The following is a 25,084-nucleotide window of genomic DNA, read 5'->3' on the forward strand; positions in this document are numbered from 1 at the left end:
TCTGCCGTCGACATTTACTTGGACGTCCTAGTAAATTCGAGGGTATGGACGCTGAAGCCATCGAGGAGGGCCGCCGACGCTGGCAGGCCCGCTATGACGCCTCCCGCAAGCGCGAGGCAGACTTCACCACGCTCTCGGGCGACCCCGTGGAGCCGGTGTACGGACCGCGGCCCGGGGATGCCTACGAGGGCTTCGACCGAATCGGCTGGCCGGGTGAGTACCCGTTCACCCGCGGTCTGTATCCGACCGGTTACCGAGGGCGGACCTGGACGATCCGCCAGTTCGCCGGCTTCGGCAACGCCGAGCAGACGAACGAGCGCTACAAGATGATCCTGGAGGCCGGAGGCGGCGGCCTGAGCGTCGCCTTCGACATGCCGACCCTCATGGGCCGCGACTCCGACGATCCGCGCTCCCTCGGCGAGGTCGGGCACTGCGGTGTCGCGATCGACTCGGCGGCGGACATGGAGGTGCTGTTCAAGGACATCCCGCTGGGTGACGTCACGACCTCCATGACGATCAGCGGTCCGGCGGTCCCCGTCTTCTGCATGTACCTGGTCGCCGCCGAGCGGCAGGGCGTCGACCCGGCCGTGCTGAACGGCACGCTGCAGACCGACATCTTCAAGGAGTACATCGCCCAGAAGGAGTGGCTCTTCCAGCCCGAGCCGCACCTGCGGCTGATAGGCGACCTGATGGAGCACTGCGCGGCCCGCATCCCCGCCTACAAGCCGCTGTCCGTCTCCGGCTACCACATCCGGGAGGCAGGCGCGACGGCCGCCCAGGAGCTGGCGTACACCCTGGCGGACGGGTTCGGGTACGTGGAGCTGGGGCTCAGCCGCGGCCTCGACGTGGACGTCTTCGCCCCCGGCCTGTCCTTCTTCTTCGACGCGCACGTCGATTTCTTCGAGGAGATCGCCAAGTTCCGGGCGGCCCGCCGCATCTGGGCGCGCTGGATGCGCGACGTGTACGGGGCCAGGAGCGAGAAGGCCCAGTGGCTGCGCTTCCACACGCAGACGGCCGGTGTCTCACTGACCGCGCAGCAGCCCTACAACAACGTGGTGCGCACGGCGGTGGAGGCGCTGGCGGCGGTGCTGGGCGGGACGAACTCCCTGCACACCAACGCGCTGGACGAGACGCTGGCACTGCCCAGCGAGCAGGCGGCGGAGATCGCGCTGCGGACCCAGCAGGTGCTCATGGAGGAGACCGGGGTCGCCAACGTCGCGGACCCGCTGGGCGGTTCGTGGTACGTGGAGCAGCTCACGGACCGGATCGAGGCGGACGCGGAGAAGATCTTCGACCAGATCAAGGAGCGCGGCCTGCGGGCGCATCCCGACGGGCAGCACCCGATCGGGCCGATCACCTCCGGGATCCTGCGGGGCATCGAGGACGGCTGGTTCACGGGCGAGATCGCCGAGTCCGCGTTCCGCTACCAGCAGGCGCTGGAGAAGGGCGACAAGAACGTGGTGGGCGTGAACGTCCACACCGGGTCGGTCACCGGGGACCTGGAGATCCTGCGGGTCAGCCACGAGGTGGAGCGGGAGCAGGTGCGGGTGCTGGGCGAGCGGAAGGCGGCCCGCGACGACGCGGCCGTGCGCTCGGCGCTGGACGCGATGCTCGTCGCCGCGCGCGACGGATCGAACATGATCGGGCCGATGCTGGACGCCGTCAGGGCCGAGGCGACGCTCGGGGAGATCTGCGGGGCGCTGCGGGACGAGTGGGGCGGCTACATCGAGCCCGCGCAGTTCTGACGGCCGGACACGAAGGGGCCGGCGGGAACCCCGTCCGGCCGGCCCGTTCCGTGGTGGTGCCGTGCGCGCTCCGGTGCGCCTCAGAACTGCTGCACGAAGTAGGGCTCGACGGTCATCCAGCCGTTGCCGCGGGCGCCGTTCAGGGTGCCGTTGTCGTTCTGGGCCAGGGTGTACCAGGAGTCGACGTAGTCCGGGTCGTCCGTCCACCAGTCGTTCGGCATGGCGTCCAGGACCGCGTTCACCAGCGGGACGTAGGCGCCCTGGTCGGCGATGGTGAGCAGCGCCGTCGCGATCGCCTTGGCGAGGTCGCGGTAGTTGGTGCTGCCGTCCTCCTCCATCATCACGGCGTCGGCCAGGTCGTACTTGTAGTTCGACCAGTTGACCAGGATCTGGCCCGGCCGGTAGACCGTGTGGTCGTTGTCGAGGTAGGGCATGTCGACGGGGTCGACGCGGACCTTGCCGTCCTGGCCGAAGCCGGTGACCAGGGTGTAGATCTCGGCGTCGCCCTTGATCCAGGGCTCCTCGTCGTCCTGGAGCTCGACCGCGGTGATACGGGTGGTCCAGAAGCCGGCGGCGGCCGTCCGCGCCTGCGAGCGGCCGGCGGGGGCCGTCCGCCGTCCGGCGGCCGGCGCGGCGGAGGCCACGCCGTAGCGGGCGAACTCCCGGTGCAGGACGTCGAGACCGGCCGCCAGCGCCCTGGAGCCGTCGAGGTCGACGACGTACACCGGGTGGGAGGGCGCCGTACGGGCGTCGAGCGTGTGCGCCCGGCCGCGGCTGTCGTAGGCGGTGACCGCGGTGGCGTCGTCGTCCGAGGTGGCCGCGGCGACCCACGGAGCGGTCCCGGCGGACAGCGCGGCGCGCATGGAGGGGGCCCCGAGCCGCAGCCGCAGCAGCGACCCGACGCCGGCGTCCAGGCCCTTGGCCGCGGCGATCCGGCGGTCGGCCCGGGCCAGGGTGGCCTTCAGGGCGGGGCCGGCCCGCCCGGCCAGCGCGGTGACGGGCACCTCGCCGGAGGTGAGGGCGGCGGTCCGCAGGCGGGCCTGCCAGACGGAGTCGGAGAGCGAGCCGGCTATCGCGCGTGCGGCCTGGTCCTCCGCCGCGGCGACCGGGGACGAGGGCGCCGGGGCGGAGGCGGCGGCCGTGGCCGGCGGGGCGCCGAGGGCCTGGCCGGCGCACAGGGCCAGCAGGGATGCGGCGACGGCGGCGACGGCGCGGTGCCGTCGGGTGTGGCGGGGTCTCACGTGGATCGATCCTCCCGGGAGCGAGTGGTCGAGGACGCACTGTCGGTGGGGTGGTGCCGGGATGAACCTGCGACGGACATGACCTGGTCCGTACGGGATCTATGCGAGTAGATTCCTGTCATCATGACGGTGACATGTCACTCAAGCAAGGGTCCGGCGCCGGTGCCGTCAGGCGCCGGCCGACGCGAGCCCGCCCAGCAGCACCGTGGTGAACCGCCGGGCCCAGTCCTCGTCGACGGGTTCGGCGCTCACCAGCGTGCGGTGGACCACCGCGCCCGCCACCATGTCGAAGATCAGGCCGACGGTGCGGTCCGCGTCCTCCGGGCCGGTCTCGGCCGGCAGTTCGCCGCGCGCCGTCGCGCGTGCCCGGCCCTCCAGGACCAGACGCTTCTGCCGGTCGACGATCGAGGCGCGGATGCGTTCGCGCAGCGCCTCGTCCCGGGTCGACTCCGCCACGACCGCCATCAGCCCGCTCCTGGCCTCCGGGCGGTCGAGGATGGCCGCGAACTGCAGCACCACGCCCTCGATGTCCGCGGCCAGGCTGCCCCGGTCGGGAAGTTCCAGTTCGTCGAAGAGGGCCGCCACCGCGTCCACGACGAGTTCGCTCTTGCCCGCCCAGCGCCGGTAGAGCGTCGTCTTGGCGACGCGCGCCCGCGTCGCCACGTCCTGCAGAGTGAGCTTCGACCAGCCCAGCTCGACCAGCGCCTCCCGCGTCGCCGCCAGGATCGCTGCGTCCGCGGCGGCGCTGCGCGGGCGCCCCGGGCGGGGGGCGGGAGTGCTGCCATGCATGTCAGTGACCATAACCGGCCGCGCCGGTGGCCATATCCATGCATCCTGTGAAGTCGTGAGGGAGATCACCGGGGTACCGGTCGCGGCGATCCTCGCGGGGCATTACGCTACGACTCGTAGCGAAAGTGCCGACGCCGCCCCGGGGCGGCGCGTGCGCGGGCGACGACCACGGGCGCCGGGTGGGGACCCGGCGTGGAACGCGACCCGAGGGGCGCGGCTTTCACAGCGCTTTTCACAGTGGCGTACGGAAGGGGGGAGGATGTACTCATGCAGCCACGGAACATGTCCATGAGCGGAGTCGTCGACCTCGCCGCGGTGAAGGCAGCCCAGGAGGCGAAGGCGAAGGCGGAGCAGGCGCGCGCCGACGCGGCCCGGCGGGGCGGGGGAGGGGCGGTCTCCCCGGCCGACCTCGTCATCGACGTCGACGAGGCGGGGTTCGAGCGCGACGTCCTCCAGCGGTCCACGGAGGTGCCGGTCGTCATCGACTTCTGGGCCGAGTGGTGCCAGCCCTGCAGGCAGCTGAGCCCCGTCCTGGAGCGGCTGGCCCGTGAGTACAATGGCCGGTTCGTGCTCGCCAAGATCGACGTCGACGCCAACCAGATGCTGATGCAGCAGTTCGGGGTCCAGGGGATCCCGGCGGTCTTCGCCGTCGTCGCCGGGCAGGCGCTGCCCCTCTTCCAGGGCGCCGCCCCCGAGCAGCAGATCCGCGGGACCCTCGACCAGCTCGTCCAGGTCGCCGAGGAGCGCTTCGGGCTGACCGGTGTGGCGGTCGACCCCGACGCCGAGCCGGGCGCCGCCCCGGCGGCCCCGCGGGTCCCGGCGGGGCCCCACGACGCGGCCCTGGAGGCCGCCGTGCAGGCCCTGGACGCGGGCGACTTGGGCGGTGCCGTCCAGGCGTACAAGAACGTGCTGAGCGACGACCCGGGCAACACGGAGGCCAAGCTGGGCCTCGCCCAGGCCGAGTTGCTGCAGCGGGCGCGCGACCTGGACCCGCAGCGGGTGCGCAAGGACGCCGCCGACAGGCCCGGTGACGTACAGGCGCAGATCGCCGCGGCGGACCTGGATCTGGTGGGCGGACACGTGGAGGACGCGTTCGGGCGGCTCATCGAGACGGTGCAGCGCACGGCCGGGGAGGACCGGGACGCCGCACGGCTGCGGCTGCTGGAACTCTTCGAGGTCGTGGGCGCCGACGATCCGCGGGTGACCGCGGCGCGCCGGGCGCTCGCGCGGGCCCTGTTCTGACCAGTCGCTAAACGTCCGGGCTTGTGATGCCCGCGTGAAAGATTCGCTCGCAAGGGCTCACCGCGGCCGCGCTTTACCAAATCTTGGTAATCGCGGCCGCTGTTACTTGGAGTAAGTCCAGGACTTCCGCCTGGGAGGTTCTGTCCGGGCTTCAACCGTTTTGCCATCTCCTTTTGCGCCACGAAGAGTTGCCGGTCGAGACCGATGGGTCGTCCATCGGTTATCCGGCCGTTACTAGCGAGTAACGAACCCCCTTGCGGGGGCGGCGAGAATGCACCACGATCGGCCACGCTCGGTCCAACGCCGTACCCGACAGCCAGCCGGGGCAACGGATGTTCGTGGGTCCCCACCGAGCAGGAGTCGGCGGCAGTGGCGCCGGTTCCTGGACAGGGGGGTCTCCGCTGCCGCGGAGCCTGTCCGGCAGGTTGTGCGTGATGCGTGTCAGGCGCGACCAGTGGTTGTCGCTCGGGGGTGATCGCCGGTGATTGGGGCGCGGTTCGCGCCTCCGAGCGCAGGCGCTCTCCTTCCCGAGGACGTAGCACTTCTCCCATCCCTGCCCGGCCAAGCCGCCGACCGGTGGCGAGCCGGGGCCAGGCGATGTACGTCCGAGAAGGAGGAAATATGGAGTCCCAGGTGCGTGGCGGGACCAGATGGAAGCGGTTCGCTGTGGTCATGGTGCCCAGCGTCGCCGCGACGGCAGCGATAGGTGTCGCCCTCGCGCAGGGCGCGCTCGCCGCCTCGTTCAGCGTGTCGGGGCAGTCGTTCAAGGTGACGGCGGACCGGCTCGACGGCACGGGCTTCTCGCAGTACGGGGCCCTTGACCAGGGGTACACCCTCGACGGTCAGAAGACGGTCCACCCTGTCGCGGTGTCGGCCTTCAAGTCCGCGACCATCAAGGGCATGTGCCAGTCGGTGGTCACCCCGAACATCCCGCTGCTCGGCTCCGTCAGCCTGAAGCTGACGGCGGGCACGGGCGACACGCCGGTGGAGGCCGACAACCTCTACATCGACGTCGCCGACCTCGGGGCCGACGCCACGTTCAAGAACATCGACATCGGCGTGGCCGCCAAGGACGCCAGCAAGGGTCCCGGCATGAAGGGCGGCGGCGAGCAGGCCAACCCGTTCGGGTTCGCCCAGCAGGCCGACTCGGCGACCCTGACCGACGTGAAGCAGACGGCGTGGGCGACCACCGCCGGCACCTTCAAGCTCAGCGGTCTCCACATGTCGCTGTCCACCGGTGTCAAGGAGTGCTACTAGGCACTCCCGGGGCGGGCGAAACCAGCCCTGCGGCCGGCTCGTCCGCCCCACCCCCTTTCCGCACGCACCACCAGTACGTCCCCACAGCAACACCGTTCCAGGGAGCTGTTTTCCATGAGCGCCGAGTCGCCCGGACAGAACGAGCACTACCTGACAGTCTTCCGGCGGAACTTCCGTGACTGGAGGGGCACCCGCCCCTTCTGGGCCGGTCTCTTCGTTCTGCTGAGCGGCTTCCCGATCATGTACTTCCCGTATGCGCACCTGCAACTCGGGCATCTCACGCTGGCCATGGCCACCACCGCGGGGGCGGGGTCTCTCATCATCGGCGTGCTGCTGGTCGTGCTGGGCATCAGCCTCTGGTTCCAGCGGCACGTACGGACCTTCGCGGGAGTCGCCTCGATCCTCCTGGGGCTGGTGTCCCTCCCGGTCTCCAACTTCGGTGGCTTCGTGATCGGCTTCCTGCTCGCCCTGATCGGCGGCGCGATGGCGGTCGCCTGGGCGCCGGGCGAGCCCGGGGCGGCGTCGGCGAAGCAGGCGGCCGCGGGGCAGGACGACGCCCCCGAGGGCGTGTCGACGGAACCCGGGGACGCGGTGGACGCGCCGAACGATCTGTCAGGAACGAGCCCGGCCAACGGGGCGAACGGGAGGCACAGTGCCGGCTGACGAAGTGGCCCACGGGGCTGACGCGGACGCGTCCCGGGAGAGAACCGGGCCACGCCACGCGGCTCCCAGGAAGCCGCTGTTCACCAGGTTCCATGTGCCGGCCGGCAAGGCGATCGCGCTGGCGGCGATGCCGACGGCGGTCCTCATGGGCATGGGGTTCACACCGACGCTCGCCCGGGCCGACGACACCACGTCGTCGAAGAGCCTGACGGCGGACGAGTACCAGAAGTGCGTCGAGGCGCTCGACGGTTCCACGGCCACGCCCACGCCGTCCGCCTCGGCGAGCACGTCCCAGTCCACCGACACGGCGACGCCGACACCGTCGGCCTCGGCGGACACGGCCCCGGCCAAGACCTCTTCGTCGGATTCAGGTTCCGGCGACAAGGCCCTGCCCGCGCCGTCCGCGTCCTCGTCCTCCACGGGTTCCTCGGGAACGTCGTCGAGCGGCGGTACGTCCACGCCGAGCCCGTCGGCCTCCGCGAGCGGCGGCAATCTGCTGACCGACCTCGGCAACGCGATCAAGGACGTCTTCACGCCCGGCGGCAGCTCGTCGCCGAGCGCGTCGGCCACGCCGTCGCCGTCCCCCTCGGCGTCCGCGACCAAGGACACGACGGACACGTCCTCCACCGTCACGGACACGACCAAGAAGGTCACCGACACGGTCAAGAGCACCGTGAAGGACACGACGGACACCGCGACGAAGACCGTGACCGACGCCACCACCGCGGCGGGCGACGCCGTCAAGGCGGCCGCGTCCGCGAGCCCCTCGCCGGGTTCCACCACGTCCACGGCCAACTGCCCCACGGCCACCACCGACCAGGGCGGCGTCGAGAACACCGTGGCGCTGCCCGATGCCCCCTGGCATCTGCAGGCCAGCTCGCTGCTGCTCAAGGGCGCCGACTACCAGGGCATCGTCAAGGTGCGCACCGCCAACGGCACCGTCAAGAAGGTCCTGAAGTACGTGGTGTCCGACGGCACCGACATCGGGGACCTGCACCAGCTCGTCGACGGCCAGAAGGGCGAGACGTACCACGTCCAGGCCGCCAAGGGCTCGACGTCCACCATCCGCGACGGCGACACCGTGATGTACACGGAGAGCATCTCCGGCAACCTGTTCGGTCTGATCCCGGTGACGTTCAGCCCGGACAACCCGCCGCCGCTGAACATCCCGCTGATCTACTTCACGAAGGTGAACGTCACCCAGGCCGGCCAGTTCGGCGGGACGTTGCATGTGCCGGGCATGCACCTGTTCACCACCGGCGGGAGCAGCTGAACACCCGCAAGACCTCTTCGGGAGCCGCACACACGAGGGCGCCCCCTGCACGCAGGGGGCGCCCTCGTCGTCGTACCGCGTCAGTTGCGCTCGCCCTCGCCCAGGTGGTGGACGCGGACCATGTTGGTGGTGCCGGGAACGCCGGGCGGGGAGCCCGCGGTGATGATCACGATGTCGCCGTCGTTGAACCGCTTGAGCCTGACCAGCTCCTGGTCGACCAGTTCGACCATCTCGTCGGTGCCCCCGACGAACGGCACGATGTACGGCTCCACGCCCCAGCTCAGCGTGAGCTGGTTGCGGGTGGACTCGTCCGTGGTGAACGCCAGGACGGGCTGACACGCCCGGTAGCGGCACAGCCGGCGGGCGGTGTCGCCGGACTGGGTGAAGGCCACCAGGCCCTTGCCGCCCAGGAAGTCCGCGATCTCACAGGCGGCACGGGCCACCGAACCGCCCTGGGTCCGCGGCTTCTTGCCCGGCACGAGCGGCTGCAGCCCCTTGGAGAGCAGCTCCTCCTCGGCCGCGACCACGATCTTCGACATCGTCTTGACCGTCTCGATCGGGAACGCGCCGACGCTGGACTCGGCCGACAGCATGACCGCGTCGGCGCCGTCGAGGATCGCGTTGGCCACATCGGACGCCTCGGCGCGCGTGGGCCGGGAGTTGGTGATCATCGACTCCATCATCTGGGTCGCCACGATCACCGGCTTGGCGTTGCGGCGGCACAGCTCGATCAGCCGCTTCTGCACCATCGGGACCTTCTCGAGCGGGTACTCGACGGCCAGGTCGCCCCGGGCGACCATGACGCCGTCGAACGCCATCACGACGTCCCCCATGTTCTCCACCGCCTGCGGCTTCTCCACCTTGGCGATGACCGGGACGCGGCGGCCCTCCTCGTCCATGACGTGATGGACGTCCTTGACGTCGTTGGCGTCCCGCACGAAGGACAGCGCGACCATGTCGCAGCCCATGCGCAGCGCGAAGCGCAGGTCCTCCACGTCCTTCTCGGACAGCGCCGGCACGTTCACCGCGGCGCCGGGCAGGTTGATGCCCTTGTGGTCGGAGACGACGCCGCCCTCGATGACGATCGTCCTGACCCGGGGACCCTCGACGTCCACGACCTTCAGCTCGACGTTGCCGTCGTTGATGAGGATCTGGTCGCCCTTGGAGACATCGCCCGGCAGGCCCTTGTACGTCGTGCCGCAGATCGACTTGTCGCCCGGCACGTCCTCGACGGTGATGGTGAACTCGTCACCGCGTACCAACTCGACCGGGCCCTCCGCGAAGGTCTCCAGACGGATCTTGGGGCCCTGGAGGTCGGCGAGGACGCCGACGGCCCTGCCGGCCTCGGCGGCCGCGGCCCGGACACGGTCGTACCGCCCCTGGTGCTCTGCGTGCGTGCCGTGGCTGAAGTTGAAGCGGGCCACGTTCATGCCGGCCTCGATCAGCGCGACGAGCATGTCATGGGAGTCGACCGCTGGGCCGAGAGTGCAGACGATTTTCGAACGGCGCATGGGGCGATCCTATCGGTTTGTTTCGCTGCGGAATATTCCGTCGGGCGGAAGGCACGGAGGGGCGGGCCCGCGCTCAGGCGTCGCCCCCTCCCACCAGGGCGTAGGTCTGCGTGGCGATCTCCATCTCCTCGTCGGTCGGCACCACGGCGATCGCCACCCGCGCGTCCGGCGGCGAGATCAGCCGCGCCTCGGTGCCGTGGACCGCGTTCAGGCCGCCGTCGACCACGAGGCCCAGCTCCTCCAGGCCCGCGACGGCGGCCGCCCGGACAGGCGCCGCGTTCTCGCCCACACCGGCCGTGAAGGCGATCGCGTCCACCCGGCCGAGTACCGCGTAGTAGGCGCCGATGTACTTCCTCAGCCGGTGGATGTAGATGTCGAAGGCGAGCCGCGCCTGCCGGTCGCCCTCGTCGATCCGGCGGCAGATCTCCCGCATGTCGTTGTCTCCGCACAGGCCGATCAGGCCGCTTCTCTTGTTGAGAAGAGTGTCGATCTCGTCGATGGACATCCCGCCAACGCGCACCAAATGGAAGATGACGGCGGGGTCCAGGTCGCCCGAGCGCGTCCCCATCACGAGTCCCTCCAGGGGGGTGAGCCCCATGGAGGTGTCCACGCACCGGCCGCCCCGTACCGCCGACGCGGAGGCGCCGTTGCCGAGGTGCAGCACGATCAGGTTGACCTCCTCGGGCGCTCTGCCGAGCAGCTTCGCGGTGGCCCGCGACACATACGCGTGGGAGGTCCCGTGGAACCCGTACCGCCGGACCCGGTGCCGGTCCGCGGTCCGCACGTCGATGGCGTACCGGGCGGCGGACTCCGGCATGGTCGTGTGGAACGCGGTGTCGAAGACGGCGACCTGCGGCAGGTCCGGGCGCAACGCCATGGCCGTGCGGATCCCGGTGAGGTTGGCCGGGTTGTGCAGCGGCGCGACCGGGATCAGCCGCTCGATCTCGGCGAGCACCCTCTCGTCGATGACGGTGGGCCGGGTGAAGTGCCTGCCGCCGTGCACCACGCGGTGGCCGATCGCGGCCAGCTCCGGCGAGTCCAGGCCCAGCCCGTCCTTGGCCAGTTCCTCCGCTACGGCCTTGAGGGCGGCGTCGTGGTCGGCGACGGGCCCGCTCAGCTCGCGGGCCGCGCCCGTGGCGAGCACCGTGTGCCGCAACCGTGAGGTCTGCTCGCCGATGCGCTCGACGATGCCCACGGCCAGCCGGCTGCTGTCCCGCATGTCCAGCAGCTGGTACTTCACCGACGACGAGCCGGAGTTGAGGACGAGGACGCGGGAGGGGCTCACTGGGCGGCTGCCTTCTCGTGGGAGGTCTGGGCCTGGATCGCCGTGATGGCGACGGTGTTGACGATGTCCTGGACGAGGGCGCCCCGGGACAGGTCGTTGACGGGCTTGCGCAGGCCCTGCAGGACCGGGCCGACGGCGATCGCCCCGGCCGAGCGCTGCACGGCCTTGTAGGTGTTGTTGCCGGTGTTGAGGTCCGGGAAGATCAGTACGGTCGCCTGCCCGGCCACGTCCGAGTCCGGCAGCTTGGTCGCGGCGACGGTGGGTTCGACGGCGGCGTCGTACTGGATCGGCCCCTCGATCATGAGATCACCGCGGCGCAGCCGTACCAGCTCGGTGGCCTCGCGCACCTTGTCGACGTCGGCGCCCGTGCCGGAGGTGCCGGTGGAGTACGACAGCATGGCGATCCGCGGTTCCACGCCGAACTGCCGGGCGGTGGTGGCCGACTGGATGGCGATGTCGGCCAGCTGCTCGGCGTCGGGGTCGGGGTTGACCGCGCAGTCGCCGTAGACGAGCACCTTGTCGGCGAGGCACATGAAGAAGACCGAGCTGACGATCTTCGCGTCCGGCTTGGTCTTGATGATCTCGAAGGCGGGCCGGATGGTGGCGGCCGTCGAGTGCACGGCTCCGGACACCATGCCGTCGGCGAAACCCTCCTCGACCATGAGGGTGCCGAAGTAGGTGGCGTCACCGACCACGTCGTACGCCAGCTCGGCCGTGACGCCCTTGTGGGCGCGCAGCCGCGCGTACTTCGCGGCGAAGGCGTCGCGCAGTTCGGAGGCGACCGGATCGATCAGCTGCGAGCCGCCGAGGTCGATGCCGAGGTCGGCGGCCTTCTTGCGTATCTGGTCGACCGGCCCGAGGAGGGTCAGGTCGCAGACCCCCCGGCGCAGCAGCACCTCCGCGGCGTGCAGCACGCGCTCCTCGGTGCCCTCCGGGAGCACGACCCGGCGCTTGTCGGCGCGGGCCTGTTCGAGCAGCTGGTGCTCGAACATCATCGGTGTGACCCGGTCACTGCTCGGGGCGGACACCCGCTTGAGCAGATCGGTCGTGTCGACGTACCGCTCGAAGAGCCCGAGCGCCCGCTCCGCCTTGCGCGGCGTGGCCGCGGTCATCTTGCCCTCCAGGGAGAAGAGCTGTTCGGCGGTGGGGAAGCTGTTGGCGGGCACCGAGATCACCGGGGTGCCGGGGGCGAGGCGGGCGGCGAGGGTGAGGATCCCGTCGCCGGGCACCTCGTCCAGGGTCAGCAGGACGCCGGCGATCGGCGGGGTGCCCGCGCTGTGCGCGGCGAGCGAGCCGATGACGAGATCGGCGCGGTCACCCGGCGTCACCACCAGGCAGCCCGGGGTCAGCGCGTGCAGGAGGTTGGGCAGCATGGCGCCGCCGAAGACGAAGTCGAGGGCGTCGCGCGCCATTCCCGCGTCGTCGCCGAGGACGACCTTGGCGCCGAGGACCTGCGTGATCTGGGCGATCGTGGGCGCCGAGAGCGCGGGGTCGTCGGGCAGCACGTAACAGGGCACCGGGAGCCGGAAGTCGAGCCGCTCGGCGATCGTGTCCCGGTCCTCGGCGGCGACCCGGTTGACGACCATGGCGAGCACGTCGCAGCCGAGTCCGTCGTAGGCGCGGTAGGCGTTGCGGGTCTCGGCGCGCACGGCCTCGGAGCTCTGCTTCCTCCCGCCGACGACCGGGATGACGGACGCCCCGAACTCGTTGGCGAGCCGGGCGTTGAGGGACAGCTCGTCCGGGAGCTGGGTCTCGGCGAAGTCGGTGCCCATGACCAGGACGACGTCGTAGTCCCGGGTCACGGCGTGGAAGCGGTCGACGAGGGCCGACACCAGTTCGTCCGTCCCGTGCTCGGACAGGAGCGTGGACGCCTGGTCGTAGGTCAGGCCGTACACGGTCGCGGGATCCTGGGAGAGCCGGTAGCGGGCGCGGAGCAGTTCGAAGAGGCGGTCGGTTCCGTCATGGACGAGGGGGCGGAAGACGCCCACCCGGTCGACCTGGCGGGTCAACAGCTCCATCACTCCCAGCTCGACGACCTGGCGGCCGTCGCCCCGGTCGATCCCGGTCACGTACACGCTGCGCGTCACGCGGTGCTCTCCGTTCGTCTCTCGGTGGAGGGCCGCCGACGGGAAAACGGGCAGCCCCTGGGGTGCGTATGCCCTGTTCACGGCCTGAGGGTGAGACTCGGGCGCCGCAGACCGACTCCGGGTGCGATGGAGAGATCTGACGCCCGAGGAGATCATCCGCGAGGGTGAGCCAGAACCCTCTTGACAATACCTCTCGGGCTGGATAAGGCGCCCGTCAGGACGCGGTCTGCGGGGACGGATCGGGGCGGATGGTGCGCAAGCGGCACCGGGCTGTGAGCCGTGAAACAATCGGACTGGCTCACCGGTAACAACAGCGGGCAGGAGACACGGCACGATGCGCATCGGAGTACTCACCGCAGGCGGCGACTGCCCGGGCCTGAACGCAGTGATCCGGTCGGTCGTGCATCGGGCGGTCGTGCAGTACGGCGACGAGGTGATCGGCTTCGAGGACGGCTACCGCGGCCTGCTCGACGGCCACTACCGCACCCTCGACCTGGACGCCGTCAGCGGCATCCTGGCCCGCGGCGGCACCATCCTCGGCTCCTCCCGCCTGGAGCGCGACCGCCTGCGCGAGGCGTGCGAGAGCGGGGCCGACATGTTCCGCTCCTTCGGTATCGACGTGCTGATCCCGATCGGCGGCGAGGGCACGCTGACCGCGGCGCGGATGCTGTCGGACGCGGGCCTGCCCGTCGTCGGCGTCCCGAAGACGATCGACAACGACATCTCCTCCACCGACCGCACCTTCGGCTTCGACACCGCCGTCATGGTCGCCACCGAGGCGATGGACCGCCTGAAGACGACCGCCGAGTCGCACCAGCGGGTCATGGTGGTCGAGGTCATGGGCCGGCACGCGGGCTGGATCGCGCTGGAGTCCGGAATGGCGGCCGGCGCCCACGGCATCTGCCTGCCGGAGCGCCCCTTCGACCCGGCCGACCTGGTCAAGATGGTCGAGGAGCGCTTCGCCCGCGGCAAGAAGTTCGCGGTCGTCTGCGTCGCCGAGGGCGCGCACCCCGCCGAGGGCACCATGGACTACGGCAAGGGCGAGATCGACCAGTACGGCCACGAGCGCTTCCGGGGCATCGGCACGGCACTGGCGTTCGAGCTGGAGAGGCGGCTCGGCAAGGAGGCCAGGCCGGTCATCCTCGGCCACGTCCAGCGCGGCGGCACACCGACGGCGTACGACAGGGTGCTCGCGACCCGCTTCGGCTGGCATGCGATCGAGGCGGCGCACCGCGGGGAGTTCGGCAGGATGACCGCGCTGCGCGGCACCGAGGTGCTGATGGTGCCGCTGGCGGAGGCGGTGACCGAGCTCAAGACGGTACCGAAGGACCGCATGGACGAGGCCGAGTCGGTCTTCTAGGCGCGCCGGTCCCGCCTCCGGCGGAGCGTCCCTCGTGGCACGCGTCGCCCGGCGGGCGTTCTCCAGGAGACGTACTTCGGGTGGCGTTCGTCAGTAGGCGTTCGTCAGTAGGCGTTCCTCTCGACCGTCGACCAGAAGTTCTCGATGATGCGGTCGAGGTAGTCCCGGACGGCCTCGCTGGAGCCGGGCCCGGTGGACACGGTGCCCCAGCTGAGCGTGGTGACCGTCCGCCCCTGGTACTCGGCGTGCATCTCCTCCAGGACGTCCTCGAGGAGCGACCGCTCCAGCGGCAGAATCCTGCCGACGGGGCGGACGTACGCGTGCCATCGGGTGGTGACCGCGCCGCGCAGCAGCTCGGCGAGCTTGACGTCCCGGCCGGTCACGGTGACGAAGTCGGGCAGGGACAGGCCGAGCACCTCGGCGAGGGTGGTGGACTGGCGGTCGTTGCCGCGCCAGGTGCCGGTCTCCTCCATCCCGACATAGGTGAGCAGTTCGAGTCCCACGGCGCGGGCGACGTCCTCCGGTGTGAGCCCGCGTGCGAGGCGATGCTCCCGAAGGGTGCGCGGCCTGCCGCTGAGTTCGCCGGGGGAGCACCACAACACGCCTGCGAGCGCGGTGAGTTCGGGTGCGCTGGGAGCGACGATCGCCTGCTCCCAGGCCATCACGAGGTCGGGGGTCACGTAGGGCAGCCCGTACGAGGAGCGCATGCCGTACGCGACGTGCTCGGGCCCCATGCCGAGCGCTGTCCGCAGTCTGCGGGCGGCCGGGGCGTTGAACGGGGGGGTGGGCTTTTGGGCCTGCGGTCGGTGCACGCGCACAAGCTATGGGCGGGTCACGGTCGTGACTACGTTCTGTTCGGCCACACTCACGGATTGTGGGAATGTACGGTTTGAGCTGGGACGCGGTGGTCGCCGGAGCGGCTTCGGACTCCCTCGGGACCGTCCCGGAAGGAGTCGGCGGCCGCGCTCCGGATCGCCGACGTGGGAGTGACCGGGGAATATGCACGCGTATGTGCGCAAGCATCTGCACATGCCCGGCGCCTGCGGCAGGACCGGACACCGAGTGCCGGCACCGCATGGCCGGCGCGCCGGAAGACCGTGACGCGAGTAACTCGCGGCGCAATCCGAGCGCTCCGCGGCCCGGCCTCACCCCTTGACGGCCCCGCCCAGTGCGAAGCCCCCGCCGAGCCGCCGTGCCACGAGCACATACAGCAGGATCGCCGGTGTCGAGTAGATCACCGAGAAGGCGGCGAGCTGCCCGTACGCCACCATCCCCCGGTTCCCGAAGAACTCGTTGATGCTCACGGACGCGGGCATCTGATCCGGCGTCAGCAGCAGCATGAACGGGACGAAGAAGTTCCCCCACATCATCACGAACGAGAACACCGTCACCACGGCCACACCCGGGCCCATCAGGGGCAGCACGATCCGGACCAGTGACTGCAGTGACGAGGCCCCGTCGGTCCACGCCGCCTCCTCCAGCTCCTTCGGCACGCCGTCCATGAAGTTCTTCATCAGCCAGATGGCGAAGGGAAGTTGCGAGGCGGCGAAGAAGAAGACCGTGCCCTGCACCGTGTCGATCAGGTTCACCTGGACGAAGAGCGCGTACACCGGCACCATGATCGCCGTGATGGGCAGACTCGTCGCGAACAGGATCGTCAGCAGGAACGGCCGGTTCAGACGGGACCCGAAGCGGGACAGCGGATAGGCCGCGAGGGCCGCGCACACGACCGTCAGCAGCGTCCCCCCGCCGCACAGGACCAGGCTGTTCAGCAGCGGCGTGAAGGTGATGTCCGGCTTGAGGACCGCGTCGAAGTTGCCCGCTGTGATGCCGTCCGGTGCCTTCACCCGCAGGTCGGCGTGGGCGTCCACCGACGACAGCACCACCCACACCAGCGGAAGGGCGAAGCCGGCCGCCGCCACCAGCAGTCCGGCGTCCGCGGCCAGCCTCCGGCCGGTACGGCGCGATGGGAGCGTGGAGGCCATCTCAGACCTCCGTCCGTAGCAGCCGCATGTACACGACCGAGAACAGGGAGCCGACCAGCAGGAGCAGCAGGGCCACCGCCGTCCCGTATCCGATCATGGAGTTCTGGAACGCCTGCTCGTACATGAAGAGGGGGAGCGTCTGGCTGCGATGTCCCGGACCGCCCCTCGTCATCACCCAGATCAGTCCGAACACCGAGAGCGTCTGCAGGGTGTTGAGCATCAGGTTCGTGCCGATGGAACGGCGGATCATCGGCAGCGTGATGTGCCACAGCCGCCGCCATCCGCCCGCACCGTCCACCTCCGCCGCCTCCGTGATCTCCTGCGGGATCTCGGCCAGGGCCGCCGAGTACACCAGCATCGAGAACGCCGTCCCCCGCCACACGTTCGCGAACGACACCGCCAGGATCGGGAGGGTGAACAGCCAGTTCTGCCGCGGGAGATGGAGCCAGCCCAGCAGGGCGTTCAAGGTGCCCTCCCGGCGGAAGAAGGCGTAGAGCAGAAAGCCCGCGACCACCTCGGGCAGCACCCAGGCCGTGATCACGATTCCGCCCGTCAGGGTGCGGACGGGCCTCGACGCCCGCCGCATCAGCGAGGCCAGCGCCAGCCCCAGCGTGTTCTGGCCGACGAGCGACGACAGCACCGTGAACACCAGGGTCAGCCAGACGGCGTTGAGGAACTCCGCGTCTCCGAACGCCGTACGGAAGTTCGCCAGCCCCACGAACGAGGCATGAGCCTGGCCCGTGAGCTGCAGGTCCGTGAAGGCGATGTAGGCGCAGTACGCGATCGGGCCCGCCAGGAACAGCAGCAGAAGGGCCAGGGCGGGGGTGACGGGCAGCGCGCGGACCAGGGACCGGCGCAGGCCGCCCGGGCGCGGCACGGCCGGCCCCGCGCCGGGCGGGCGGGGCGGCGCCGGCTGCCGGGCCGCTGCCGTTCCGACGCTCACCTCTCGGTCACCTGGTTGCCGGTGGCCGCCTTGAGGGCGTCGTCGTACCCGCTCGCCGCCTCCTCCACGGACGCGTCACCCGTCGTCACGCTCTCCATGGCCTCCTGGATGGCCGTGGAGACCTTGGGGTACGCGGGGAACGCCGGCCGGTAGTGCGTGCTGCCGACCAGGTCCGTGAAGAACGCGATCCCGGGCTGCGCCTTCACGTACGACGGGTCCGACGCCACGTCCTTGCGCACCGCGATACCGGAGTTGGCGATGTACCACGTCCGGGCGTTCGCCTTGGTCTGCATGGCCCGGATGAACGTGAAGGCGAGGTCGGGGTGGGCCGCCTTCGCCGGGATGGACCAGGTCCAGCCGCCCGACATGCTCACCTTCCCCGGGGCCTGGCCGTGCTGGGTCGGCATGTACGCCAGGCCCAGTGCCTTCGACCACTGCGGCCATGCGTGGCCGCTGCCCGGCAGCCAGTCCTGGGGGAGCCAGGACCCGTCGAGGTCGATGGCCAGCTTGCCCTTGGGGAGCATCTCGCCGCGCACGATCGTCTGGATGTTGGGGTCGAGGGCCTGGGAGACGTCCGTGCCCAGCTTCTCCCGGTACACGGTGTGGAGGAAGCCGAGCGCGTCCTTGAAGCCCTGGCTCCTGGCGATCCACTTCTTCGACGACGCGTCGTACAGGGGGTCGGAGGTCCCGTCGCCCGTGCCGTAGAGGAGCATCTCGAAGCCCTGCATGGTGGCGGCCTCGCCGGCCGGCTTGCCCGTGTAGATGTTCAGGGGCGTGACGCCGGGAACCCTCCGTTTGACGGTGCGGGCGGCGGTGAGGATGTCGTCCCAGGTCCTGGGCTGCCAGTCGGCGGGAAGACCGGCCTTCGCGAAGATTCCCCTGTCGAACCAGAGCCCCCGGGTGTCGGTGCCGTCGGGGACACCGTACGTCCTGCCGTCCTCGGCCCTCGCGGCCGCCTTCGCGGTGTCGATGAACTGGTCCCAGTCCTTCCACCCGGCGAGGTACGGGTCCAGGGGCCGGAGATAGCCGCTGGTGATGTCCGAGTTGATGAGGAAGGTGTCCTCGTAGACCAGGTCGGGGGCGGTCTTGGGGGAGCGGAGCATCTGCTGGAGCTTGGTGTAGTACTCCGAGTCCGGGGCCTTGATGGGGACGAGCTCGACCTTCTTGCCGGGATTCTCCTTCTCGAACTGCTTCTTGATGCCGGCGAGGTAGTCGTCCATGACGTGGATCGAGTTGTCCGTCGACTGTTTGAAGGAGACCCGGACGGTGTTCGGGCCGCTGCCGGAACCGCTGCCGCAGGCGCTGAGCGCGGGAGCGGCCAGGGAGACGGCGACGAGGGCGGTGAGTACGGCAGTGGGGCGGAAGCGGGCGGCGGTGGGGCGCACGGGCACGACCTCCTACTGGCCTACGTCGTTGTGGCCGAGACGTCTGCCCCGTGAACGTAAGAGCAGTGGTCTAGTCAGGTCAATGCGTGTGCAGCACCGCGTTCGGTCATCGCGAAGGCGAAGCGCCCCCGGCCGGCCCCCGCACCCACCGGTACACCAACTCGGGCCGCCCCACCTGCCCGTAGAGCGGGCTCCGCGCGGCCCGCCCCGCCTCGACCAGGTGCTCCAGATAGCGGCGGGCCGTGATCCGGGAGATCCCCACCGCCTCGGCGACCCCGGCGGCCGTGAGCCCCTCCGCCGAGTCCCGCACCGCGCGGGTCACCCGCTCCAGCGTGGGCGCGCTCAGGCCCTTGGGCAGCGCCGCGGGGCCCGGCGCCCGCAACGCCGCGAGCGCCCGGTCCACCTCGTCCTGGCCGCTCGCCTCGCCCGCCGCCGCGCGGAACTCCGCGTACCGCACCAGCCGGTCCCGCAACGTCGCGAACGTGAACGGCTTGAGCACGTACTGCACCACACCCAGCGAGACGCCCTCCCGGACCACCGCCAGATCCCGCGCCGACGTCACCGCGATGACGTCGGCGTGATATCCGGCCGCCCGCAGTGACCGCGCCAGCTGCAGGCCGTGCACGTCCGGCAGATGCAGGTCCAGCAGGAGCAGGTCCACCGGGGCGCGGTCCAGCATCCGCCGCGCCTCCGCACCCGTGTGCGCCTTGCCGACCGCCGTGAAGCCCTGGACACGGCCGACGTACATCAGGTGCGCGTCCGCGGCGACCGGGTCGTCCTCCACCACGAGGACGCGGATGGGGCCGCTCATACGTCACCTCCGGACAGGGCCGCCCGGGCCCCCGGCGAGGCCGGCTCCACCGCGGGCAACGGCACCCGTGCCTCGAACCGCGCCCCGCCCCCGGCGGCCTCCGACACCGTCAGCGTGCCACGGTGGCGGCGCACCGTCTGCCGGACCAGGGCGAGGCCCAGACCGCGGCCGCCGGGGCCGGCCGCCGCCTTCGTCGACCAGCCGCGCTCGAACACCGCCTCCGCGTGCGCCGGGTCCACTCCGCCGCCCGTGTCGGACACCCGCAGGACCAGGTCCGCCCCCTCCGTGTACGCCGTCACGGTCACCCGGGCGCCCACCGAGCCCCGCGCCGCGTCCACCGCGTTGTCGATCAGGTTGCCGAGGATCGTCACCAGGTCCCGGGCCGGGAGCGAGGCGGGCAGCAGACCGTCGTCGATGCGGCTCTCCGGCGACACCACCAGCTCCACCCCCTGCTCGTGCGCCTGCGCCGCCTTGCCGAGCAGCAGGGCCGCCAGCACCGGCTCGTTGACCGCCGCGACCACCTGGTCCGTCAGGGCCTGCGCCAGCTCCAGTTCGGCCGTGGCGAAGCCGGCGGCCTCCTCCGCCCGGCCCAGTTCGATCAGGGAGACCACGGTGTGCAGCCGGTTCGCCGCCTCGTGCGCCTGCGAGCGCAGCGCCTGGGTGAAGCCGCGCTCCGAGTCCAACTCACCCATCACCGACTGCAGCTCGGTCACGTCCCGGAGAGTGACCACGGTGCCCCGGCGCTCGCCGCCGGAGACGGGGGAGGTGTTGACCACCAGGACGCGGGTCGCCGTGAGGTGCACCTCGTCCACCCGGGGCTCGGAGGCCAGCAGTGTGCCCGTCAGCGGTGCCGGCAGTCCCAGGTCCGCCACCGAGCGGCCCACCACCTCGCCGGTCACGCCCAGCAGTTCCCTGCCACCGTCGTTGATCAGTGCCACCCGGTAGTGGCCGTCGAGCATGAGCAGGCCCTCGCGCACGGCGTGCAGCGCGGCCTGGTGGTAGTCGTGCATGCGGCTGAGCTCCGTCGCGTTCATGCCGTGCGTGGAGCGGCGCAGTCTGGCGTTGATCACATAGGTGCCGATGCCGCCCAGGACCAGCGCGCCGCCCGCGACGCCGGCCATGGCCGTCACCTGGTCCTGGAGCCGGGCCGAGACCGTCCGGACCTTGATGCCCGCGCTCACGAGGCCGACGATCCGGCCGCCGTCCCGGATGGGCGTGACCGCGCGGACGGAGGGCCCCAGCGTGCCGGTGTACGTCTCGGTGAACGACTCGCCCCTGAGCGCCTGGGCGGTGTGGCCGAGGAAGTGCTCGCCGATCCGTTCGGGATGGGGGTGGGTCCAGCGGATGCCCCGCGGGTCCATGATCGTGACGAAGTCCACGCCCGTGTGCCGCTGCACCGCGGTGGCGTACGGCTGGAGCGTCCGCGTCGGGTCCGGGGTGCGGATGGCCTCACGGACCGACGGGGCGTCCGCGACCGAGCGGGCCACCGCCATCGTCTGGCGGACGGCCGCGTCCTCGGCCTGACGGCGGTCGCTGAGATACGAGAAGAGGGCGTACCCGGCGACGAGCACCGCGATCAGCACGGCCTGCATCGCGAAGAGCTGGCCGGCGAGACTGCGGGGTCTCGGGAGACGGGGTGCGCGCATGCGTTCAGTCTGCCTCGGCGTATAAGCGTGAACTAAATGAACGGAAGGGTGACCGCCCTCACAGGGCGGGAGATAGTCACCGCATCCCCCGGACGTGAGCCGCACGCCGGACGATCCGACGACGTCGTCGAGGAGGGCAGCCGTGGCCAGCACATCCCGAACGGCACCTGCCGCGCCCGCAGCCAAGCGGGACCGCACCCACTATCTCTACATCGCGGTCATCGTCGCGGTGGCCTGCGGCATCGCCGTGGGCCTGATCGCGCCCGACGTCGCGGTCGAACTCAAGCCCCTGGGCACGGGCTTTGTGAACCTGATCAAGATGATGATCTCGCCGATCATCTTCTGCACGATCGTGCTGGGCATCGGCTCGGTGCGCAAGGCCGCCAAGGTCGGTGCCGTCGGCGGCATAGCGCTCGGCTACTTCCTGGCGATGTCCCTGGTCGCGCTGAGCATCGGCCTGGTCGTCGGGAACGTCCTGCACCCCGGTGAGGGCCTCCATCTGACGAACGCGATCAAGCAGGCGGGGCACGACCAGGTGTCGCCCGACGCGCTGCCGCCGGTCGACTTCGTGCTCTCGATCATCCCGACGACCTTCGTCTCCGCCTTCACCGAGGGCCAGGTCCTGCAGACCCTGCTCGTCGCGCTCCTCGCGGGCTTCGCGCTGCAGGCGATGGGCTCGGCGGGCACGCCGGTGCTGCGCGGCATCGAGCACATCCAGCGCCTTGTGTTCCGTGTCCTCGCCATGGTGATGTGGGCCGCGCCGATCGGTGCCTTCGGCGCGATCGCCGCCGTCGTCGGCTCGGCCGGCGTGGACGCGCTCAAGAGTCTCGCCGTGCTGATGTTCGGCTTCTACGTGACGTGCTTCCTGTTCGTCTTCGTCGTGCTCGGGGTGCTGCTGCGCATGGTCGCGGGCGTCAACGTCCTGACGCTGCTGAGGTATCTGGGCCGTGAGTTCCTGCTGATCCTGTCCACCTCTTCCTCCGAGTCCGCCCTGCCGCGGCTGATCGCGAAGATGGAGCACCTGGGTGTCAGCAAGCCGGTGGTCGGCATCACCGTCCCGACCGGCTACTCCTTCAACCTGGACGGCACCATGATCTACATGACCATGGCGTCGCTCTACATCGCCGACGCGCTGGGCACCCCGATGTCCGTCGGCGAGCAGATCCCGCTGCTGCTCTTCCTGCTCGTCGCCTCCAAGGGCGCGGCGGGCGTCAGCGGCGCCGGCCTCGCCACGCTGGCCGGCGGCCTGCAGTCGCACAAGCCCGCGCTGGTCGACGGCGTCGGCCTGATCGTCGGCATCGACCGCTTCATGAGCGAGGCGCGTGCCCTGACCAACTTCGCGGGCAACGCGGTGGCCACCGTCCTGGTCGGCACCTGGACGAAGGAGATCGACCAGGAGCGGGTGCGGCAGGTACTCGCCGGGCAGCTGCCCTTCGACGAGACCACCCTGCTGGACGAGGACACCGCTCCGGCCGGGGTGCCGGGGCAGGGCGGCGAGAAGGAACTGGCCACGGCCTGACCCCACGCCCCCCGCGTCCCCCGGGCGGCCGGGCCCCTCCCCCGTGGGCCCGGCCGCCCGGGTCCCGCCGCCTCCCCGGCTGCGGGGTACTGTGCACCGCGGACCGGGGGTACGGGGACGCGGCGCCGGCGGAACGGTCCGGGCTCCGGTGCAACCCGCGCCCCCCGCACCCACGTCTCGTAGGACATCGCACACTCCGCCGTGCCGAGCGACCGGCACGGCACCCGCAGCAGGAGGCACGGGGGCTATGACGATCGACTGGGACCGGCGCACCTGTGCGCGCCGCGGGCATGTGACCTACGCGCCGGACGACCCCCGGCTGCGGGTGCGGCTGCACGCCGAGACGGCGCTCGGGGAGGTGTGGCGCTGCCTGCGCTGCGGCGACTTCGTGCTCGGTGAGCCGCACGGCTCAGGACCGGCCGCCGAGGCGCCGCTCGTGCCGCGCGGCAAGGTGCTGCGCGACCTGTTCGTCCTGCGCTTCCTGGCGATCGAGCGGGCCGTGCGCGGTGTGTTCATCGTGCTGGTCGCGGTGGCCGTGTGGAGGTTCAGCAACAGCCAGGACGCGGTGCGGCGGCTGTTCAACGAGTACCTGGACGTGTTCCGGCCGGTCTTCCGGCACTTCCACTACGACCTCGATCACTCGCCCGTGGTCGGCACCCTCCAGAAGTCCTTCGGCTACCGGCACTCCACGCTCGTCCTGGTCGCCTCCCTGCTGCTGGCGTACGCGCTGGTCGAGCTGGTCGAGGCCGGCGGGCTGTGGTACGCCAAGCGCTGGGCGGAGTACCTCACGGTCGTCGCCACCGCGGCCTTCCTCCCCCTGGAGGTGTACGAGCTGACGGACCACGTCAGCCCGGTGAAGATCGCCACCCTGGTCCTCAACATCCTCGCCGTCCTCTACATCGCCCTCACCAAGCGGCTGTTCGGGCTGCGCGGCGGGCGGAAGGCGTTCGACGCGGAGCGGCGCAGCGCGTCACTGCTGGAGGTGGAGGAGTCGGCGGGCGTCCTGGTCGCCTCCTGAGCCGTACGCCTCCCGGAGGAACGGCGGGCCGAGGGCACGCCTAGGACGACTCGGCCGCGTACCGCCAGAAGTCCCGCATCAGGGCGGTCGGCGTCGGGTTCTCCATCGCGCGCTGGGTGAGCAGTACCGCGATCGTGCGGGTGGCCGCGACGACGTGCGCGGTGGTGCCGGTGCCGCCGACCCAGCCGTAGCGGCCGGGGACGATGCCGGGGGTGGTGGCGACGACGTCGACGGATCCTCCGTACCCCCAGCCCTGCCCTTCCAGGAACAGGGCGCCGATCTCGCGCTGTGCCGGGGTGAGGTGGTCGGTGGTCATCCGGCGCACCGACTGCTCGGACAGCACCCGGCGGCCGTCGGACGCCGTTCCGCCGGCCACCAGCATCCGGCCGAACGCCAGCCAGTCGCCGGCGGTGGCGACGAGACCGCCACCGCCGGACGGGAACGCGGGGATGCTGCTCCAGGCGCCGTCCGGGGTGTCGGTGACCTCCAGCCCGCCGTTGCCGTCGGGGCGGTAGGCGGTGGTGAACCGGTGGCGCCGGGCGGCCGGCACCTCGAAGGCCGTGTCGGCCATGCCGAGGGGTTCGAGGATCCGCTCGGCCAGGACCTCGGGGAGCGGACGGCCGGTCGCGCGGGAGATCAGGACGCCCTGGAGGTCGGAGCAGGTGCCGTAGAGCCATGCCTCGCCGGGCTGGTACAGCAGCGGGAGGCGGGCCAGCTCGGCCACCCAGGTGTCGGGGTCGGGGAGATCACGGGGGGCGCGTCCGTCCTTCTGCACGGTGAACAGCGCCTGGACCTGGGGGAGGGAGAAGTCGGAGGGGAAGCCGTATCCGGCGCGGGAGGTCAGCAGGTCCTGCACGACGATGGGCCGGGCGGCGGGCACCACGTCGTCGAGGGGACTGGAGGGGGTGCGGACCACGGCCGGCTCGGCCAGCTCGGGCAGCCAGGAGGCGATGGGGGAGCCGAGGGCGAGCGTGCCGTCCTCGACGAGGGTCATGACGGCGGCGGCCACGATGGGCTTGGTGATCGAGGCGATGCGGAAGATGGCGTCCGGGGACATCGGGGCGGTACCGGCGGTGTCGAGGAAGCCGACCGCCGCGGTCTCGGTGCGGCCGTGGTGGTCGACCAGGCCCACGGCGCCCGGGGCCCAGCCCTGGGCGATGTGTTTCTGGAGGAGGTGGTGGAGGGTGGTCATGAGTCCGTCCGTCCTCGGCGAGTGCTGTCGAAGACGAGACTGCCGGGCAGGGGCTGGTTCATCGGTGAGGCACGAGCGTGCGCGGCGGGGATCCGCCGGCCGGCCGCCGGTGCCGTCCGCCCCGGGCGCGGC

Annotated in this window: 20 protein-coding genes; 8 read left to right on the plus strand and 12 right to left on the minus strand. The window is 71.1% G+C overall.

What is annotated here, in order from left to right; genetic code table 11:
• Nucleotides 1-44 precede the first annotated feature (44 nt).
• Nucleotides 45-1,745, plus strand: coding sequence for an acyl-CoA mutase large subunit family protein (locus ACZ79I_RS27775; protein WP_471500497.1), 1,701 nt, complete (start codon nucleotides 45-47; stop codon nucleotides 1,743-1,745).
• A gap of 80 nt (nucleotides 1,746-1,825) precedes the next feature.
• Here ACZ79I_RS27775 and ACZ79I_RS27780 read toward each other — a convergent pair whose 3' ends face one another.
• Both ACZ79I_RS27780 and ACZ79I_RS27785 read right to left on the minus strand, forming a co-directional pair.
• Nucleotides 1,826-2,986, minus strand: a complete 1,161-nt coding sequence (locus ACZ79I_RS27780) for a DUF3103 family protein (RefSeq protein WP_471500499.1) — start codon at nucleotides 2,984-2,986, stop codon at nucleotides 1,826-1,828.
• Nucleotides 2,987-3,154: 168 nt separating this feature from the next.
• Entirely contained in the window at nucleotides 3,155-3,775 is a 621-nt protein-coding gene (locus ACZ79I_RS27785) for a TetR/AcrR family transcriptional regulator (RefSeq protein WP_471500501.1), read from the minus strand.
• A 267-nt stretch (nucleotides 3,776-4,042) separates the two neighbouring features.
• Here ACZ79I_RS27785 and ACZ79I_RS27790 point away from each other — a divergent pair, with 267 nt between their 5' ends.
• The 4 genes from ACZ79I_RS27790 to ACZ79I_RS27805 all read left to right on the plus strand — a co-directional run bounded on the left by ACZ79I_RS27790 (nucleotide 4,043) and on the right by ACZ79I_RS27805 (nucleotide 8,210).
• On the plus strand, nucleotides 4,043-5,017 hold the full coding sequence (locus ACZ79I_RS27790; RefSeq protein ID WP_471500504.1) for a tetratricopeptide repeat protein: 975 nt from the start codon (nucleotides 4,043-4,045) through the stop codon (nucleotides 5,015-5,017).
• Between the two features lie 621 nt (nucleotides 5,018-5,638).
• The gene (locus ACZ79I_RS27795; RefSeq protein ID WP_471500506.1) at nucleotides 5,639-6,274 is read left to right on the plus strand and encodes a DUF6230 family protein; all 636 of its coding nucleotides are present in this window, start codon (nucleotides 5,639-5,641) and stop codon (nucleotides 6,272-6,274) included.
• A 114-nt stretch (nucleotides 6,275-6,388) separates the two neighbouring features.
• Nucleotides 6,389-6,937: a DUF6114 domain-containing protein gene (locus ACZ79I_RS27800; protein WP_471500508.1), complete on the plus strand. Its 549-nt coding sequence runs from the start codon at nucleotides 6,389-6,391 to the stop codon at nucleotides 6,935-6,937.
• Nucleotides 6,927-8,210 carry a hypothetical protein gene (locus tag ACZ79I_RS27805; RefSeq protein ID WP_471500510.1) on the plus strand — a complete coding sequence of 428 codons (1,284 nt, stop codon included), beginning with the start codon at nucleotides 6,927-6,929 and terminating at the stop codon, nucleotides 8,208-8,210. The genes ACZ79I_RS27800 and ACZ79I_RS27805 overlap by 11 nt, the downstream gene beginning before the upstream one ends.
• 80 nt (nucleotides 8,211-8,290) lie before the next feature.
• Here the strand turns inward: ACZ79I_RS27805 and pyk are convergent, their stop codons facing one another.
• The 3 genes from pyk to pta all read right to left on the minus strand — a co-directional run bounded on the left by pyk (nucleotide 8,291) and on the right by pta (nucleotide 13,093).
• Nucleotides 8,291-9,721: a pyruvate kinase gene (gene pyk, locus ACZ79I_RS27810; RefSeq protein WP_471500512.1), complete on the minus strand. Its 1,431-nt coding sequence runs from the start codon at nucleotides 9,719-9,721 to the stop codon at nucleotides 8,291-8,293.
• 73 nt (nucleotides 9,722-9,794) lie between these two features.
• Complete coding sequence (locus ACZ79I_RS27815; protein ID WP_471500514.1) at nucleotides 9,795-11,006, minus strand: acetate kinase; 1,212 nt, start codon at nucleotides 11,004-11,006, stop codon at nucleotides 9,795-9,797.
• On the minus strand, nucleotides 11,003-13,093 hold the full coding sequence (gene pta, locus ACZ79I_RS27820) for a phosphate acetyltransferase (RefSeq protein ID WP_471500516.1): 2,091 nt from the start codon (nucleotides 13,091-13,093) through the stop codon (nucleotides 11,003-11,005). The genes ACZ79I_RS27815 and pta overlap by 4 nt, the downstream gene beginning before the upstream one ends.
• Before the next feature lie 334 nt (nucleotides 13,094-13,427).
• Between pta and ACZ79I_RS27825 the strand changes: the two genes are divergently transcribed.
• Nucleotides 13,428-14,453, plus strand: a complete 1,026-nt coding sequence (locus tag ACZ79I_RS27825; protein ID WP_471500518.1) for an ATP-dependent 6-phosphofructokinase — start codon at nucleotides 13,428-13,430, stop codon at nucleotides 14,451-14,453.
• Nucleotides 14,454-14,557: 104 nt separating this feature from the next.
• Here the strand turns inward: ACZ79I_RS27825 and ACZ79I_RS27830 are convergent, their stop codons facing one another.
• From ACZ79I_RS27830 to ACZ79I_RS27855, 6 genes are all read right to left on the minus strand, one after another.
• Nucleotides 14,558-15,265: a helix-turn-helix domain-containing protein gene (locus ACZ79I_RS27830; RefSeq protein WP_471500520.1), complete on the minus strand. Its 708-nt coding sequence runs from the start codon at nucleotides 15,263-15,265 to the stop codon at nucleotides 14,558-14,560.
• A 333-nt stretch (nucleotides 15,266-15,598) separates the two neighbouring features.
• Nucleotides 15,599-16,438, minus strand: coding sequence for a carbohydrate ABC transporter permease (locus ACZ79I_RS27835; protein WP_471500522.1), 840 nt, complete (start codon nucleotides 16,436-16,438; stop codon nucleotides 15,599-15,601).
• A 1-nt stretch (nucleotide 16,439) separates the two neighbouring features.
• A complete protein-coding gene (locus tag ACZ79I_RS27840; protein ID WP_471505269.1) occupies nucleotides 16,440-17,315 on the minus strand; it encodes a carbohydrate ABC transporter permease in 876 nt (291 codons plus the stop codon).
• A gap of 62 nt (nucleotides 17,316-17,377) precedes the next feature.
• Nucleotides 17,378-18,772 (minus strand): extracellular solute-binding protein, encoded by a 1,395-nt coding sequence (locus tag ACZ79I_RS27845; RefSeq protein WP_471500524.1) that lies wholly within the window; start codon nucleotides 18,770-18,772, stop codon nucleotides 17,378-17,380.
• Between the two features lie 100 nt (nucleotides 18,773-18,872).
• Nucleotides 18,873-19,577, minus strand: a complete 705-nt coding sequence (locus ACZ79I_RS27850) for a response regulator (RefSeq protein WP_471500526.1) — start codon at nucleotides 19,575-19,577, stop codon at nucleotides 18,873-18,875.
• The gene (locus ACZ79I_RS27855; RefSeq protein WP_471500528.1) at nucleotides 19,574-21,223 is read right to left on the minus strand and encodes an ATP-binding protein; all 1,650 of its coding nucleotides are present in this window, start codon (nucleotides 21,221-21,223) and stop codon (nucleotides 19,574-19,576) included. The genes ACZ79I_RS27850 and ACZ79I_RS27855 overlap by 4 nt, the downstream gene beginning before the upstream one ends.
• Before the next feature lie 142 nt (nucleotides 21,224-21,365).
• Between ACZ79I_RS27855 and ACZ79I_RS27860 the strand changes: the two genes are divergently transcribed.
• Complete coding sequence (locus ACZ79I_RS27860; protein WP_471500530.1) at nucleotides 21,366-22,742, plus strand: cation:dicarboxylate symporter family transporter; 1,377 nt, start codon at nucleotides 21,366-21,368, stop codon at nucleotides 22,740-22,742.
• A gap of 247 nt (nucleotides 22,743-22,989) precedes the next feature.
• Nucleotides 22,990-23,760, plus strand: a complete 771-nt coding sequence (locus ACZ79I_RS27865; protein ID WP_471500532.1) for a DUF2127 domain-containing protein — start codon at nucleotides 22,990-22,992, stop codon at nucleotides 23,758-23,760.
• Nucleotides 23,761-23,800: 40 nt separating this feature from the next.
• On the opposite strand, the gene ACZ79I_RS27870 is transcribed toward ACZ79I_RS27865, so the two are convergent.
• Nucleotides 23,801-24,952 carry a serine hydrolase domain-containing protein gene (locus ACZ79I_RS27870; protein ID WP_471500534.1) on the minus strand — a complete coding sequence of 384 codons (1,152 nt, stop codon included), beginning with the start codon at nucleotides 24,950-24,952 and terminating at the stop codon, nucleotides 23,801-23,803.
• Between the last annotated feature and the right edge of the window lie 132 nt (nucleotides 24,953-25,084).

The sequence above is a fragment of the Streptomyces sp. PSU-S4-23 genome, assembly GCF_055632315.1.

Bases quoted from the DNA above. Each gene is read 5' to 3' on its own strand.
- ACZ79I_RS27775 (WP_471500497.1), top strand. From the start codon at position 45: ATGGACGCTGAAGCCATCGAGGAGGGCCGCCGACGCTGGCAGGCCCGC.
- ACZ79I_RS27785 (WP_471500501.1), bottom strand. From the start codon at position 3,775: ATGCATGGCAGCACTCCCGCCCCCCGCCCGGGGCGCCCGCGCAGCGCC.
- ACZ79I_RS27790 (WP_471500504.1), top strand. From the start codon at position 4,043: ATGCAGCCACGGAACATGTCCATGAGCGGAGTCGTCGACCTCGCCGCG.
- ACZ79I_RS27795 (WP_471500506.1), top strand. From the start codon at position 5,639: ATGGAGTCCCAGGTGCGTGGCGGGACCAGATGGAAGCGGTTCGCTGTG.
- ACZ79I_RS27800 (WP_471500508.1), top strand. From the start codon at position 6,389: ATGAGCGCCGAGTCGCCCGGACAGAACGAGCACTACCTGACAGTCTTC.
- pyk (WP_471500512.1), bottom strand. From the start codon at position 9,721: ATGCGCCGTTCGAAAATCGTCTGCACTCTCGGCCCAGCGGTCGACTCC.
- ACZ79I_RS27825 (WP_471500518.1), top strand. From the start codon at position 13,428: ATGCGCATCGGAGTACTCACCGCAGGCGGCGACTGCCCGGGCCTGAAC.
- ACZ79I_RS27835 (WP_471500522.1), bottom strand. From the start codon at position 16,438: ATGGCCTCCACGCTCCCATCGCGCCGTACCGGCCGGAGGCTGGCCGCG.
- ACZ79I_RS27850 (WP_471500526.1), bottom strand. From the start codon at position 19,577: ATGAGCGGCCCCATCCGCGTCCTCGTGGTGGAGGACGACCCGGTCGCC.
- ACZ79I_RS27855 (WP_471500528.1), bottom strand. From the start codon at position 21,223: ATGCGCGCACCCCGTCTCCCGAGACCCCGCAGTCTCGCCGGCCAGCTC.
- ACZ79I_RS27865 (WP_471500532.1), top strand. From the start codon at position 22,990: ATGACGATCGACTGGGACCGGCGCACCTGTGCGCGCCGCGGGCATGTG.
- ACZ79I_RS27870 (WP_471500534.1), bottom strand. From the start codon at position 24,952: ATGACCACCCTCCACCACCTCCTCCAGAAACACATCGCCCAGGGCTGG.